This window comes from Oceanibaculum indicum P24 (assembly GCF_000299935.1).
GTDB classification, from domain to species: Bacteria; Pseudomonadota; Alphaproteobacteria; order Oceanibaculales; family Oceanibaculaceae; genus Oceanibaculum; species Oceanibaculum indicum.
Genome location: NZ_AMRL01000005.1, coordinates 56,888 through 69,890 on the forward strand (window position 1 = coordinate 56,888; position 13,003 = coordinate 69,890).

Sequence of the window (13,003 nt, forward strand, 5' to 3'; positions counted from 1 at the left end):
GCCATGCATGTGTCTTTGACCGCAAAGCTTGAAACCATGGTCCGCGAGAAGGTCGAAAGCGGGCTGTACAACAATGCCAGCGAGGTTATTCGCGAGGCGCTGCGCCTGATGCAGCAGCAGGATGAGGTCCGACGCCTGAAGCTGGACCGGCTGCGCGAGGAAATTGCAAAAGGTGAGGCTGATCTGGAAGCGGGCCGTTTTGTTGCCCTGGACGACGCAGATACGCTGGATGCCTATTTCGCGGCACGCTGATGCGGCTGCGCCTGTCACGCGAAGCCGCGCACGACATTGATGAAATCGCGCGCTATACCGAACAGCGATGGGGCAAGGCGGCCCGGCAGCGCTATCTCGGGCAGATCAAGGAGCGGCTGAAGGCCTTGCTGGAGAATCCCGAACTAGGTCCGGTGCGTGAGGATATCCGGCCCGGAACCCGCAGTTTGACGGCAGGCCGTCATGTCGTTTTCTATCGGCTGGCATCGGATGCGGTGGAGATTATCCGTATCCTGCACCACGCCATGGATGTTCAACGCCGGATCGAACCGGCAGAGGAAGAAGAAAAATCATGAAGGGCATCATTCTGGCCGGCGGGTCGGGCACCCGGCTCTATCCTCTGACCCAGACCGTCTCCAAGCAGCTGCTGCCGGTCTATGACAAGCCGATGATCTATTACCCGCTGTCGGCGCTGATGCTGGCCGGCATCCGGGACATCCTCATCATCACCACGCCGCAGGACCAGCCGCTGTTCCAGGCACAGCTCGGCGACGGGTCGCAATGGGGGTTGAACCTCTCCTATGTCGTGCAGCCCTCGCCGGACGGGCTGGCGCAGGCTTTCATCCTGGGCGAGGACTTCATCGGCGGCGATGCCTGCGCGCTGGTGCTGGGGGACAACATTTTCTACGGCGACGGGCTGACCGACCGGTTGCGCCGTGCCGCCGCGCGCGACAGCGGGGCGACGGTTTTTGCCTATCTGGTCAGCGACCCGGAACGCTATGGTGTGGTCGAGTTTGACGCCGACAATAAGGCGCTGACCATCGAGGAGAAGCCGAAGCAGCCGCGCTCGCGCTGGGCGGTCACGGGCCTTTATTTCTACGACAATGACGTGGTGGAGATCGCCAGGTCGATCAGGCCGTCGGCGCGCGGCGAGCTGGAGATCACCGATGTGAACCGCGTCTATCTGGAACGCGGCGATCTGAATGTCGAGCAGATGGGCCGGGGTTTCGCCTGGCTGGATACCGGCACCCACGATTCCCTGATCCAGGCCGGTGAGTTCGTGCGCACGGTCGAAGCGCGCCAGAGCCTGAAGATTGCCTGTCCGGAAGAAATCGCCTACCGCCTCGGCTTCATCGATGCGGCTCAGCTGGAACGGTTGGCGCAGCCGCTGGCGAAGAGCGGTTATGGCGAATATCTGCTGCGGGTGTTGACCGACTAGACGACGAACAGTTCCGGCAGGTCGCTGGCGCCATGCAGCATGCGCAGGATCAGCGCCGGGCTGGCCGCCGCATCATAGACCAGCACATAGGAAAAGCCGGTCAGGATCAGGAAGCGGATCGGGGGGTCGGCCAGCGTCGGGCTTTCAAGGCCTGAGTCCGGATCGGTGCCGATGCGACGCCCTGCGGTCTTGATGCTGTTGCGCAAGGCGCGCGCCGTGGCCGGGCTCTCGTCGGCGATATTGGCGATGGCGGCGCGGACATCCCGCGCTGCGGCCGGGGTGAAGCAGGCCTCCATCATCAGCGTCTTCCGTCGATGATGGTATCGGCCTGGCGTAGGACCAGATCGAGTTCCCGTGCCTCGCCGGCCCGCGCCTCCTTCAGGGCGGACAGGAAGGCGGCCTTGCGCCCTTCCTGTTCCTGCATCAGCCGCAGCGCATGGCGGACGACCTCGCTGACGCTGCCAAACCGGCCGCTATCGACGCAGTGCCGGGTGAAATCCTCCAGCTCCTGCGTCAGGCTGACATTGGTGGTCATGCGCTCTCTCCCGTTATGTCAATATTTGACATAACGATCATATGCTAATTTTCCGATAGGATGCAAACGCTCTCGTTCCTGCGGTTGATCTTGCCGCCCTGCGATCCGACATGCTGAAAATGAAGCGTCTCATCCCTGCCTTTTTCCTGCTCTTCCTGTCCGGCCCCCTCGCGGCGCAGGATATCTCGCTGTCGCTGCCCATCGGCTGCGAGCTTCGCAAGGATTGCTGGGTCTTCCAGCTGCCCGATGTCGATCCCGGCCCCGACCGTATGGATTATGCCTGCGGCAAGCTGGCTTATGACGGGCATGACGGCACCGATATCGCCCTTGCCGGCCTGGCGGAAATTGCACGCGGTGTGCCGGTGTTCGCCGCCGCCCCTGGCATCGTGAAGGGCGTGCGCGACGGCATGCAGGATGCGCTGGTCTCCGAGATCGGCAAGGAGGCGGTGAAGGACCGCGAATGCGGCAATGGCGTGCTGATCGAGCATGCCGGTGGCTGGCAGACGCAATATTGCCATCTGCGCAAGGGCTCGGTTGCGGTCCGCGCCGGCCAGAAGGTCGAGAAGGGCGCGCGGCTGGGGGAGGTTGGGCTGTCCGGCTCCACCGATTTCGCGCATCTCGAATTCATCCTGCGCAAGGATGGCAAGACGGTCGATCCGTTCCGCGGTCTGGAGGGCGGGCCGGCCTGCGGCCCTGGCGACAAACCGCTCTGGGATGCCGCTGCGCAGCAGGCGCTGGCCTACGGTCCGGCACCCTATGCCATCGGCGTCGCCCCCCGCGCCCCGAAATATGACGAGGTGCTGAAGGGCCAGTTCCCGGCGGACACCCTGCCGGAGAGCGCCGAGGCCATCGTGCTTTGGGCGGAATTCAACGGGCTGGCACCGGGCGACATATTGCGCATGACCCTGACCGGTCCGGGCGGTGAGGAAATGGCCAGCGCCAGCGAGACCATGCCAGCGGCGAAGGTCCGCCAGTTCCTGTTCATCGGCAAGAAGCGCGGGCAGCAGCCCTGGCCGAAGGGAACCTATGCCGGCCGCGCCAGTGTCGAACGCAAGGACGGGCTGGGTGCTGGCAAGCGTGAAATCCGCTACAGCTTCACGGTGCGGTAGCGTCCCACCCACTTCGATGTTGATTAGCGGCGGGCGAAGTGCATACTCCCCGCGCTTTCAGGCTGGCCCGGAATGGTCTAGGGTCCGCCCTTCGGACATCGTATGCCCCGGAAGACGCCATGCATCGCTATCGTACCCATACCTGCGCCCAGCTTCGTGCCGAGAATGTCGGCGAGACCGTCCGCCTGTCCGGCTGGGTGCATCGCAAGCGTGATCACGGACAGCTCGTCTTCGTCGACCTGCGTGACCATTACGGCATCACCCAGTGCGTGGTCGATACCGAATCGCCGGTTTTCAAGAGTGTGGAAACGGTGCGACCGGAAAGCGTGGTCATCGTCACCGGCCGTGTCGTCAGCCGCGATGCGGAGACGGTGAATTCAAAGCTGCCGACCGGCGATATCGAGGTGCGCGTCGATAGTTTCGAGGTGGAATCGGCTGCCGATGTGCTGCCGCTGCAGGTGGCGGGTGACGAGGATGCCGGCGAGGAAACCCGCCTGCGCTACCGCTTCCTCGATCTGCGGCGCGAGCGCATCCACCAGAACATCCTGCTGCGCTCCCGGGTCATTTCCTCGATCCGCAACCGGATGGTGGCTCAGGGCTTCACCGAATTCCAGACGCCGATCCTGACCGCCTCCTCGCCGGAAGGCGCGCGCGACTTCCTGGTGCCCAGCCGCCTGCATCCGGGTAAGTTCTACGCCCTGCCGCAGGCGCCGCAGCAGTTCAAGCAGCTGGTGATGATCTCCGGCTTCGACCGTTATTTCCAGATCGCGCCCTGCTTCCGCGACGAGGACAGCCGCGCCGACCGCAGCCCCGGCGAGTTCTACCAGCTCGACCTTGAGATGAGCTTCGTCGAGCAGGAGGATGTGTTCGCAGCGGTCGAGCCAGTGCTCGCCGGCGTTTTCCGCGAATTCTCCGACTGGAGCGTGCCGGACCAGTTCCCGCGCATCCCGTTTGCCGAGGCGCTGCTGAAATATGGCTCCGACAAGCCGGACCTGCGCAACCCGCTGATCATCAGCGACGTGACCGACATCTTCGCCGACACCGACTTCACCGTGTTCCGCAAGAACATCGAGAAGGGCGCCGTTGTGCGCGCCATTCCGGGGCCGAACTGCGGCAGCCGCGCGATCTGCGACCGCATGAACAGCTGGGCGCAGGGCATGGGCGCGCCGGGCATGGGCTACATCATGTTCGCCGAGGGCGAGGGGCGCGGCCCGATCGCCAAGTTCCTGTCGCCGGAGAAGCTGGCCGACCTGAAGCAGCGCACCGGCCTTGGCGATGGCGATGCGGTGTTCTTCGCCTGCGACAAGCCGCTGAAGGCGGCACAACTCGCCGGCCAGGCCCGCACCAAGCTGGGCCAGGACCTCGACCTGCTGGAAAAGAATGTGTTCCGGCTGTGCTGGATCGTCGATTTCCCGATGTTCGAACTGGACGAGGAAACCGGCAAGATCGAGTTCTCGCACAACCCCTTCTCCATGCCGCAGGGCGGCAAGGAGGCGCTGGAGACCATGGACCCGCTGGATATCCTGGCCTACCAGTATGACGTGGTGTGCAACGGCGTGGAGCTGTCGAGCGGCGCCATCCGGAACCATCGCCCGGACATCATGAAGAAGGCGTTCGAGATCGCCGGCTATTCGGAAGCGGTGGTGGAAGCGAAGTTCCCCGCCCTGTGGAACGCCTTCCATTACGGCGCCCCGCCGCACGGTGGCATTGCGCCGGGCATCGACCGCATCGTCATGCTGCTGGCTGACGAGCCGAACATCCGCGAGGTCATCCTGTTCCCGATGAACCAGAAGGCGGAAGATCTGCTGATGGGCGCCCCCAGCGAGGTGACGCCGGAACAGCTGCGCGAGCTGCACATCCGTTCGGTGCTGCCGCCTGAAAAGAAGAACTGAGGCGGATGGCGGAACCGGGGGAGGCTGGCTACGCGCTGGAGGCTCAGGTGGGGCATCTGCTCCGCCGGGCACATCAGCGGGCGACGGCGATCTTCCTGGCCGCCATGCAGGAACATCAGGTCACGCCGACGCAGTGGGCCGCCCTTGCCAAGCTGCGCGAAGAGGGCAGCCTCTCGCAGAACCATCTGGGCCGGCTGACGGCGATGGACCCGGCGACGATCCAGGGTGTCTCGCGCCGGCTGATCGCGCGCAAGCTGGTCTGCCGGCAGGCCGACCCCGATGACCGCCGCCGTGCCGTGCTGCGGCTGACGGAGGCCGGCGAAAGGCTGGTGGACGGGCTCTACGGTGCCGCCTTCGGTATCAGCCAGGACACGCTGGCACCGCTCTCCGAGACTGAGCGCGAAACCTTCCTGTCGATGCTGCGCCGGCTGAGCTGAGGCCCGCCCTATTTCGTCAGGGGAATGGCGTAGCGCACCATGGTAGCGGGACCGGCCACGCGGTCATAGAGCAGCCGGGCGGTCTCGTTATCCTCGTCGGTGTGCCAGTAGAGCCGGAACCAGCCCTCGTCACGTCCCCGGGCGGCCAGCCATTCGATGAGCGCCCGGCCGACACCCTGGCCGCGTGCCGCCTCGGTCACGAACAGATCCTCCAGATAGCAGACTGTCTTCAGGCTCCAGGTGTGCGGATGCAGTACATAATGCATCAGCCCCAGCGCTTCGCCGGTTTCCGCACTCTCCGCCAGCATGCCGTGGATCGCCGGATCGCCGCTGGTCAGCTTCTCCCACAGCCCGTCAATGACCGGGGCCGGCAACCTCACCTTGTAGAAGGCACAATAGCCATCCCAGAGCGATTGCCAGACCGGGCGGTCCCCTTCGGTCAGCGGGCGGAGAATTGCCTGCGCCTTCATATTTCCGTCCTCATCACCAGCGGTCACAGCCCCTAATCATCCCAGCCGCCAAGCCGAAGCATCTCATCCGAGTTGCGGGGAAACAGCTCGTCGACGAGCTGCCGCGCGTAAGCGCGAAAGGCAGGATCGTCGACACCTCCAAAATTCTGGGCATAGCCGCTGACCGATGCGTACATCCTGTCGCGGTGGCAGAACACGGCCAGGGTGTTCATGCTCGGCCTTTCCGTATTCTGCCGCGTCTCGCCCGCGCAGACCTCGTCCGCGCGCAGGTTCAGCGCGTTGTTGAACAGGAAGATGATGCGCCAGTTCGGCTCCTGCACCGCCGCACGGTCGGCGGTGAACTGCGTCGTCATGCCGAAGACCGTTCCGCTGATGATGTCGGCGACGCGCGGCGCAAGCTGCTGCCCGGTCAGCCCCATGGCGCCGACGGGCACCTCGACCAGCACCGGGCCTTCACGCCCCGCATATTGCAGATGGTCGCGCACGAAGGGGCCGGGGTCACTCATCCCGCCACGCACCGTGCGGACGCTGCCGGGGCCGGTGCAGGCGGCCAGCACGAAGGCGGCAAGCAGGACGGTCAGGGCCGGCAGGGCGATGCGGCGGTGGGGGCGCCGGAAAGCAGGCATGGGAAAAGGCCTCTGTAATCAATAGGTCTTAAGGATATGGGCATCGATTCCGGCGAGGCCAAGCGCGTATCACCGCCCGGCGGCGCTGACCGCCTTGCGGGCCAGGGTGGTGATGCCTTTCCAGTCGCCAGCCTGCACCAGCGTGTCGGGGGCCACCCACGACCCGCCGACGCAGAACACGTTCGGCAGGGCCAGATAGTCGGCCATGTTCTCCGCCGTCACGCCGCCGGTCGGGCAGAAGGCGAGGTCCGGCATGACCGGCGCGATGGCCTTCAGTGCCGCCGGTCCGCCCATCGGCCCGGCCGGGAAGAATTTCAGCGAGCGGTAGCCCAGTTCGCGCGCCAGCATCATCTCCGAGACGGTGGCCACGCCCGGCAGCAGCGGGATACCGCTATAGCGGCCGGCATCGGCCAGTGTCTTGGTCAGGCCCGGGCTGACGGCAAAGGTGGCGCCGGCATTGGCCGCGCGATCCATATCCTCCGGCTGCAGGACGGTGCCAACTCCCAGCATGATATCCGGCATAGCCTCACGGATCAGCCGCAGCGCTTCCAGCGCCACCGGCGTGCGCAGCGTGACCTCCAGGATGGTGAGGCCGCCCTCCGCCAGCGCGCGGGCCAGCGGTACCGCCTGCGCTGTGTCGCGGATTGCCAGCACGGGGATGACCGGCACCTGGCCGAGTATCTTTTGCAGGGACATCAGGGCACCTTTCCGCGACGGCGATTGCGATCTCCGCTATAAATCGCAACCATATTGCCAAATTCCCGAACAAGCGGAGGAAAATTCGTGAGCAACAAACCCGATGTATTGCTGACCCGTGCCGTCTATCCCGGCACCGTGAAGACGCTGGAGGAGGAGTTCAACCTCCACAAGCTCTGGCTGGCCCCCGATCCCGACAAGATGGTCGTCGAGCTGGCGCCAACGCTGCGCGTGATCGCCGGCGGCTATGGCTGCAATGCGGATTTCCTGGCGAAGTTCCCGAAGCTGGAACTGGTCGCCAATTTCGGCGTCGGTTACGACACCATCGACGTGCAGTACTGCAAGAAGCACGGCATCCGCGCCACCAACTCGCCCGACGTGCTGAATGATGAGGTGGCGGACACCGCGATGGGGCTGCTGCTGTGCACGGCGCGCCAGCTGGTCGTCGGTGACCGCTTCGTGCGCGAGGGCAAGTGGCTGAAGGGGCCGATGCCGCTGACCACCAACATCACCGGAAAGACCATGGGCATCGTCGGTCTGGGCCGCATCGGCCAGGCCATCGCCGACCGGGCCACAGCCTTCAAGATGAACATCGTCTATCACAACCGATCGAAGAAGGATGTGCCCTACAAGTACTATCCGAACCTGGTGGACATGGCGCGCGATGTGGATGTGCTGATGGTCATCATCCCCGGCGGTGCGGAAACCTCGAAGCTGATCAGCCGCGAGGTGATGGAGGCGCTGGGCCCGACCGGCATCCTCATCAATGTCGCGCGCGGCACGGTGGTGGACGAGCAGGCGATGATCGATCTGCTGAAGTCGGGCAAGCTGGGTGCGGCCGGCCTCGACGTGTTCGAGAAGGAGCCGCAAGTGCCCCAGGCCCTCATCGAGATGACGGAGAATGTCGTGCTGCAGCCGCATGTCGGCAGCGCCACTCACGCCACCCGCACGGCGATGGGCCAGCTGATGATCGACAACATCAAGGCGCATTTCGCCGGCAAGCCGCTGCTGACCGAGGTGCCTGAGACAAAGGGCTGAGCGGCTTATAGCTTATAGACAAAACCCCCGCCGGTCTGGCGGGGGTTTTCTTGTTCTACACCGCGACAGTCGGCTGCGGGCTGAGCGCCAGCATCGCCTGCTTCACCGGTTCCGGTACGGCGATGGTCTTGCGGGTTTCCAGATCGAAGGCGATGACAGCCGCCAGCGAGCGGGCGACACAGCGACCGTCCACGAACAGGCCCTGGCCCATCGTCACCGACTTGGTGCCCACCTTCACCGTGCGCGTGCCGATGCGCATGACGGCGGGGAAGGTGACTTCCGCCCCATAGTCGATGGTCAGGCGGCCCAGGACCCAGGCGTTCTTCACGCCACAGCGCGCCGCCACCTCGCGGATCATGTGCACGCGGCCCGATTCGCAATAGGCGGCATAGCTGACATTGTTCACATGCCCCAGCATATCGACATCGGAGAAGCGGACATTCTCCTCGTTCCAGAAGGCATAGGCGGCCGGATCGGCGAGGTCGATGCCGAATTCGGCGAACGGGTCGGTCATGGCTGGGTATCCATCGTCTGTACTGAAGCGGCAATCCCTTAACGCGAAACCGGCCGGGCTGTCGAGCGCCGGCCGGCTTCTTGTTTGGTCTAGTTTACGCCCTTAGTTCCCGTCGGAGCGCTCCGAGGCCGGAACCGGCTGCGGCTCCGAGGGACGCAGCAGGATCTGGCTGGCAATGGTCAGCGCAACCAGGCCAGCGCCGACCAGATCGGTCAGCAGGCCCGGCTTGATCAGCACGAACGCCGCGGCGATCAGCATTACCCGCTCCCAGATCCGCGCACGGCCCCAGAAGAAGTAGCTGTGCAGGCCGCCGGCCAGACAGACGACGCCGACGGTGGCGGTGACAACGGTTTGCAGGATGCGGTCCCAGTCGCCGATCAGCAACAGGGACGGGCCGAAGACGAACATGAACGGGATGATATAGCCCGTCAGGCCCAGCTTCACGGCCGCCCAGCTGCTTTCCACCAGACCCGCGCGGGAAATGCCGTTGGCGGCATAGACTGCCATCGCCACCGGCGGGGTGATGGCCGACAGCACGGCGAAGTACAGCACGAACAGATGCGCCGCCTCCACTTGCACGCCCAGCTTCACCAGCGCCGGCACCAGCAGGGCTACCTGCACGATGTAGGCCGGGGTCGTCGGCAGGCCCATGCCCAGGATGATGCCCGCGACCATGGTCAGGAACAGCGCCATGATCAGCGAGTTCTGGGAGATCGCCAGCACGATGCCGGTGAAGTCCAGGCCAAGGCCGGTCAGGGTGATGGTGCCGATGACAATGCCGGCGCAGGCACAGGCCAGCGCCACCACGAGGGTGTTGCGGGCACCCGATTCAAGCGCGTCCAGGATCACCATCGGGGTGAAGGTCCTGCGGGTGCTGGCACGCAGCCAGGTGGTCGGAATGACCGAGCCGATGCCGCACAGCGCGGCGAAGGCGGCGCTGTAGCCGGCCAGCAGCACGCCGACAATGATGAACAGCGGCAGGAACAGGTGGCCACGCTCGCTCAGGACCTTGCCCAGGCGGGGCAGGTCAGGCTTCGGCAGGCCAACCATGCCGACGCGCTTCGCTTCGAAATGCACGGCCACGAAGACCGCGACGTAGTACAGCACGGCTGGCAGGATCGCGAAGGCGGCGACAGCCAGGTAGGAGGTGCCCAGAAACTCCGCCATCACGAAGGCGGCCGCGCCCATGATCGGGGGCATCAGCTGGCCGCCGGTGGAGGCGACAGCTTCGACCGCGCCGGAGAAGGCCGGGCGGTAGCCGGTGCGCTTCATCAGCGGGATGGTGAAGGTGCCGGTGGTCATAACGTTGGCGACAGCGCTGCCCGACACGGTGCCGAACAGGCTGCTGGTGATGACGGCGACCTTGGCGGGGCCGCCGGCGGTGTGGCCGGCCAGGGCCAGCGCGAAATCCATGAACAGCTGTCCGGCGCCGCTCTTCTCCACGAAGGAGCCGAACAGGATGAACAGCATCACATAGGTCGCCGAGACGTAGAGCGGGATGCCGAAGATGCCCTCGGTCGTCAGATACAGCTGATCCAGCATGATCCCGACCGACTGGCCGCCGGCAGTCAGCCCGTACAGCAGGAAGGCGCTTGCGGTGATCGGCAGCGCCCAGCCGGTGGCGCGGCGCGTCGCCTCCATAACCAGCAGGATCAGGCCGATGCCGAAGATGTAGTCCAGCATGACCGGATCATCGACATAGTACATCCGGTTGACGATGTAGTTCAGGTTCGCCATCGGATAGATCGCGCAGGCTGCGGCTGCCAGCAGCAGCGCAATGTCGATCAGGCTTGGGCGGTCCGCCGTGCCTTTCCAGCCCGGTAGGATCAGGAAGGCAAGCACCAGCGCGAAGGCCAGGTGCATGCCGCGCATTACATAGGCGTCCGGCGAGCCGAAGAAAGCGATGTAAAGGTGGAACGCGGACATGCTGACGGCCACCAGAGTTATGATCCAGCGGGTCAGGGAAACAGGAAGGAACATTGTTTGGGCTCTCCCCCAGGACGCCACGATTTTACGTCGTCAAGGGCTTTGATGACCGCCCGGTCGGGGCGTCGCGATCCGCGTCTTTGCCGCGCGGTTGAGGTTATAGGGAAAAGCCCGCCACTTCCGTGGAAGGAAATGGCGGGCTTTACGCGGTAAACGGGCGATGGATTACATCACGCCCTTTTCCTTGTAGAACTTCTCGGCGCCCTTGTGCATCGGAACGCCGGTATCGGTCGACATGACCTTGATATCGGTGTCCTTCATCACGCGGACGATGGAGGTCAGGTCTTCGTTGTTCTCCGCCAGGCCCTTGGTCATCTTGTAGACGACGTCCTCATCCAGGTCGCAGCGCGCGATCACATGGGTGGCATAGCCGACGGCCTGAACGTCCTTGTCCTGCTTCGGATAGGAACCGGCCTTGATGTTCAGCTTGGTGTAGCCGGGGTTAAGGGCGCGCATCTCGGCGAACTTGTCGTCGCCGACGCTGACCAGCTTGATGTCGCGGGCCGAGGCCAGGTCCATGATGGCCGAGGCGGGGACCGTGGTGCCCAGCGTGAAGGCCTGGGCGTTGTTGTCCTTCATCAGTGACACGGCGTCGGTGTAGGACACGTAGCTGACCTTGCTCATATCCTCGTACTTCAGGCCATAGACGCCGAGGATCTGCTGGCTGATGAACTCGGCGGTGTTGCCCTTCGGCTGCACGGCGATCGCTTTGCCCTTGAAGTCAGCAACCGAGTTGATGCCGGAATCGGCGTTCACGACGATCTGGAAATACTGCGGATACAGCGTCGCGACGTTACAGACGTTCGTCGCCTTCTCCTCGAACGGCGCGCGGCCGGCGACACCGTCCACGGTCGAGATAGAGTTGGCGAAGCCCATGTCGGCCTTGCCGGCCTGCACGGCCTTCACATTGGCGATACCCGCACCCGGCAGGACCATCACCTTCATGCCGTCCTTGCCGGCGAAGTTCGCGATGGCGCCGCCCAGCGGATACCAGGAACCGCCCTGCGGGCCGGTCATCAGCTTAACGGTCTGGGCCTGCGCACCGGCGGACGCCAGCAGGGCGACACCCATGCCCGCAGCCAGAAGAGACGTCTTCACTTTAAAGCTCATTGTTATCCTCCCGATTGAAGTAGTGTTCTAAAAATACCATGCGTGCACATGATATCCCTAATCAATTGTCGCACAAACCTATCAGGCCGCCAACCGTGCCAGCGTGAAGGGTGCGCCGGCCCGCTCCGCGATGCCGGCCAGCATCTCCACCATCGGTCCGGCGATGGGGATGCCGTCGCGTTCGCGCTTGGCCCGGCGGTCGAATTCCGGATCGCCGGGAACCAGCACGGGTTCCGCCGGATCCACCGGGCGCGCATTGTGCAGCCGGTCGATCATGGCGTCGAGTTCGTCCTCGAAATCCGTCTCGTCGCGGAAGGCGTGCGGATCGAGGGCGAAGAAGAAATGGCCAATATCGTAATGCCCTTCCGGCCGGTTGCGCAGCGGCGCATAGGTGGCGCCGGCCAGCATGGTGGACAGGATCTCCACCATGGCCGCCATGCCATAGCCCTTGTGGCTGCTCATCGTGCCGGAACCGCCCAGCGGGGTCATCAGGCGCGTGGCCATCGCCTGTTCGGGGTTCAGCTCAGGCTTGCCTTCCGGCGTCAGGGCCCAGCCCTCGGGCAGGGTCTTGCCGGCAAGCCAGGCCAGCTTCAGCTTGCCGATGGCGACCGTGCTGGTCGCCATGTCCAGAAGGAAGGGCCGGTTCTTGCGCGTCGGCGCGGCGAAGGCGAAGGGGTTGGTGCCGAACATCGGCTCCGCCGCGCGGGTCGGCACGATGGCCGGATTCCACACCGACGAGGTGGAGATGCCGATCAGCCCGTGCCGTGCTGCGCGCAACGCGTAGACGCCGGCCGCCCCGTAATGGTTGGAGTGACGCACCGTGACGGCCGCCATGCCGACCTTCTTGGCCTTCTCGATGGCAAGGTCCATGGCAATGCTGGACGGGTAGTGGCCAAGGCTGCCGCCGCCATCGATCATCGCCATGACCGGCGTTTCCTTTACCACCTTAACCTCTGGATTCATCTCCAGCCGGCCATCCTTGAACAGCTGCTCATAGGTCGGCAGCATGGTCACGCCGTGCGAATCGATGCCCATCAGGTCGGCTTCCAGCATGATCTCGACGCACTTGCCGATAGCGTCCTCCGCCATGCCCCAGGCCCGGAAGATCGCCGTCATCTGCTCGGCCAGGACATCTGCCTTGACCGTGATTTCCCCACTCAT

16 protein-coding genes are annotated in these 13,003 nt (G+C 64.6%); 7 read left to right on the top strand and 9 right to left on the bottom strand.

What is annotated here, in order from left to right:
* The first annotated feature begins 3 nt into the window (after positions 1 to 3).
* Genes P24_RS05825 through rfbA form a run of 3 tightly spaced genes read left to right on the top strand, consistent with a single transcriptional unit; the run spans position 4 to position 1,429 of the window.
* Entirely contained in the window at positions 4 to 252 is a 249-nt protein-coding gene (locus P24_RS05825; RefSeq protein ID WP_008943770.1) for a type II toxin-antitoxin system ParD family antitoxin, read from the top strand.
* Entirely contained in the window at positions 252 to 566 is a 315-nt protein-coding gene (locus P24_RS05830; protein ID WP_008943771.1) for a type II toxin-antitoxin system RelE/ParE family toxin, read from the top strand. The genes P24_RS05825 and P24_RS05830 overlap by 1 nt, the downstream gene beginning before the upstream one ends.
* Positions 563 to 1,429, top strand: coding sequence for a glucose-1-phosphate thymidylyltransferase RfbA (gene rfbA / locus P24_RS05835; RefSeq protein ID WP_008943772.1), 867 nt, complete (start codon positions 563 to 565; stop codon positions 1,427 to 1,429). Before P24_RS05830 ends, rfbA begins: the two co-directional genes overlap by 4 nt.
* Here rfbA and P24_RS05840 read toward each other — a convergent pair.
* Both P24_RS05840 and P24_RS05845 read right to left on the bottom strand, forming a co-directional pair.
* Positions 1,426 to 1,728: a type II toxin-antitoxin system RelE/ParE family toxin gene (locus P24_RS05840; RefSeq protein WP_008943773.1), complete on the bottom strand. Its 303-nt coding sequence runs from the start codon at positions 1,726 to 1,728 to the stop codon at positions 1,426 to 1,428. The genes rfbA and P24_RS05840 overlap by 4 nt on opposite strands.
* Positions 1,728 to 1,964, bottom strand: a complete 237-nt coding sequence (locus tag P24_RS05845; protein WP_008943774.1) for a type II toxin-antitoxin system ParD family antitoxin — start codon at positions 1,962 to 1,964, stop codon at positions 1,728 to 1,730. The genes P24_RS05840 and P24_RS05845 overlap by 1 nt, the downstream gene beginning before the upstream one ends.
* A gap of 119 nt (positions 1,965 to 2,083) precedes the next feature.
* Here P24_RS05845 and P24_RS05850 point away from each other — a divergent pair, with 119 nt between their 5' ends.
* The 3 genes from P24_RS05850 to P24_RS05860 all read left to right on the top strand — a co-directional run bounded on the left by P24_RS05850 (position 2,084) and on the right by P24_RS05860 (position 5,402).
* Positions 2,084 to 3,073: a M23 family metallopeptidase gene (locus P24_RS05850; protein ID WP_192813232.1), complete on the top strand. Its 990-nt coding sequence runs from the start codon at positions 2,084 to 2,086 to the stop codon at positions 3,071 to 3,073.
* Between the two features lie 119 nt (positions 3,074 to 3,192).
* Positions 3,193 to 4,965 carry an aspartate--tRNA ligase gene (gene aspS / locus P24_RS05855; RefSeq protein ID WP_008943776.1) on the top strand — a complete coding sequence of 591 codons (1,773 nt, stop codon included), beginning with the start codon at positions 3,193 to 3,195 and terminating at the stop codon, positions 4,963 to 4,965.
* Between the two features lie 5 nt (positions 4,966 to 4,970).
* Positions 4,971 to 5,402 (top strand): MarR family winged helix-turn-helix transcriptional regulator, encoded by a 432-nt coding sequence (locus P24_RS05860; protein WP_008943777.1) that lies wholly within the window; start codon positions 4,971 to 4,973, stop codon positions 5,400 to 5,402.
* An 8-nt stretch (positions 5,403 to 5,410) separates the two neighbouring features.
* Here the strand turns inward: P24_RS05860 and P24_RS05865 are convergent, their stop codons facing one another.
* The 3 genes from P24_RS05865 to P24_RS05875 form a co-directional block, all read right to left on the bottom strand.
* Positions 5,411 to 5,872, bottom strand: a complete 462-nt coding sequence (locus P24_RS05865; protein WP_008943778.1) for a GNAT family N-acetyltransferase — start codon at positions 5,870 to 5,872, stop codon at positions 5,411 to 5,413.
* 32 nt (positions 5,873 to 5,904) lie between these two features.
* Positions 5,905 to 6,498, bottom strand: a complete 594-nt coding sequence (locus P24_RS05870; protein WP_008943779.1) for a hypothetical protein — start codon at positions 6,496 to 6,498, stop codon at positions 5,905 to 5,907.
* 69 nt (positions 6,499 to 6,567) lie between these two features.
* Entirely contained in the window at positions 6,568 to 7,194 is a 627-nt protein-coding gene (locus P24_RS05875; RefSeq protein ID WP_008943780.1) for a bifunctional 4-hydroxy-2-oxoglutarate aldolase/2-dehydro-3-deoxy-phosphogluconate aldolase, read from the bottom strand.
* 87 nt (positions 7,195 to 7,281) lie between these two features.
* Between P24_RS05875 and P24_RS05880 the strand changes: the two genes are divergently transcribed.
* Positions 7,282 to 8,232 (top strand): 2-hydroxyacid dehydrogenase, encoded by a 951-nt coding sequence (locus tag P24_RS05880; RefSeq protein ID WP_040706725.1) that lies wholly within the window; start codon positions 7,282 to 7,284, stop codon positions 8,230 to 8,232.
* A 55-nt stretch (positions 8,233 to 8,287) separates the two neighbouring features.
* On the opposite strand, the gene P24_RS05885 is transcribed toward P24_RS05880, so the two are convergent.
* The 4 genes from P24_RS05885 to P24_RS05900 form a co-directional block, all read right to left on the bottom strand.
* Positions 8,288 to 8,746 carry an acyl-CoA thioesterase gene (locus tag P24_RS05885; protein ID WP_008943782.1) on the bottom strand — a complete coding sequence of 153 codons (459 nt, stop codon included), beginning with the start codon at positions 8,744 to 8,746 and terminating at the stop codon, positions 8,288 to 8,290.
* 102 nt (positions 8,747 to 8,848) lie between these two features.
* The gene (locus P24_RS05890) at positions 8,849 to 10,726 is read right to left on the bottom strand and encodes a TRAP transporter permease (RefSeq protein WP_008943783.1); all 1,878 of its coding nucleotides are present in this window, start codon (positions 10,724 to 10,726) and stop codon (positions 8,849 to 8,851) included.
* Positions 10,727 to 10,897: 171 nt separating this feature from the next.
* A complete protein-coding gene (locus tag P24_RS05895) occupies positions 10,898 to 11,842 on the bottom strand; it encodes a TAXI family TRAP transporter solute-binding subunit (RefSeq protein WP_040706727.1) in 945 nt (314 codons plus the stop codon).
* A gap of 81 nt (positions 11,843 to 11,923) precedes the next feature.
* Positions 11,924 to 13,003, bottom strand: a complete 1,080-nt coding sequence (locus P24_RS05900) for an Ldh family oxidoreductase (RefSeq protein ID WP_008943785.1) — start codon at positions 13,001 to 13,003, stop codon at positions 11,924 to 11,926.

Bases quoted from the DNA above. Each gene is read 5' to 3' on its own strand.
- rfbA (WP_008943772.1), top strand. From the start codon at position 563: ATGAAGGGCATCATTCTGGCCGGCGGGTCGGGCACCCGGCTCTATCCT.
- P24_RS05890 (WP_008943783.1), bottom strand. From the start codon at position 10,726: ATGTTCCTTCCTGTTTCCCTGACCCGCTGGATCATAACTCTGGTGGCC.
- P24_RS05830 (WP_008943771.1), top strand. From the start codon at position 252: ATGCGGCTGCGCCTGTCACGCGAAGCCGCGCACGACATTGATGAAATC.
- P24_RS05885 (WP_008943782.1), bottom strand. From the start codon at position 8,746: ATGACCGACCCGTTCGCCGAATTCGGCATCGACCTCGCCGATCCGGCC.
- P24_RS05895 (WP_040706727.1), bottom strand. From the start codon at position 11,842: ATGAGCTTTAAAGTGAAGACGTCTCTTCTGGCTGCGGGCATGGGTGTC.
- P24_RS05840 (WP_008943773.1), bottom strand. From the start codon at position 1,728: ATGATGGAGGCCTGCTTCACCCCGGCCGCAGCGCGGGATGTCCGCGCC.
- P24_RS05825 (WP_008943770.1), top strand. From the start codon at position 4: ATGCATGTGTCTTTGACCGCAAAGCTTGAAACCATGGTCCGCGAGAAG.
- P24_RS05845 (WP_008943774.1), bottom strand. From the start codon at position 1,964: ATGACCACCAATGTCAGCCTGACGCAGGAGCTGGAGGATTTCACCCGG.
- aspS (WP_008943776.1), top strand. From the start codon at position 3,193: ATGCATCGCTATCGTACCCATACCTGCGCCCAGCTTCGTGCCGAGAAT.
- P24_RS05865 (WP_008943778.1), bottom strand. From the start codon at position 5,872: ATGAAGGCGCAGGCAATTCTCCGCCCGCTGACCGAAGGGGACCGCCCG.
- P24_RS05900 (WP_008943785.1), bottom strand. From the start codon at position 13,003: ATGAGTGGGGAAATCACGGTCAAGGCAGATGTCCTGGCCGAGCAGATG.
- P24_RS05870 (WP_008943779.1), bottom strand. From the start codon at position 6,498: ATGCCTGCTTTCCGGCGCCCCCACCGCCGCATCGCCCTGCCGGCCCTG.
- P24_RS05860 (WP_008943777.1), top strand. From the start codon at position 4,971: ATGGCGGAACCGGGGGAGGCTGGCTACGCGCTGGAGGCTCAGGTGGGG.
- P24_RS05850 (WP_192813232.1), top strand. From the start codon at position 2,084: ATGAAGCGTCTCATCCCTGCCTTTTTCCTGCTCTTCCTGTCCGGCCCC.
- P24_RS05875 (WP_008943780.1), bottom strand. From the start codon at position 7,194: ATGTCCCTGCAAAAGATACTCGGCCAGGTGCCGGTCATCCCCGTGCTG.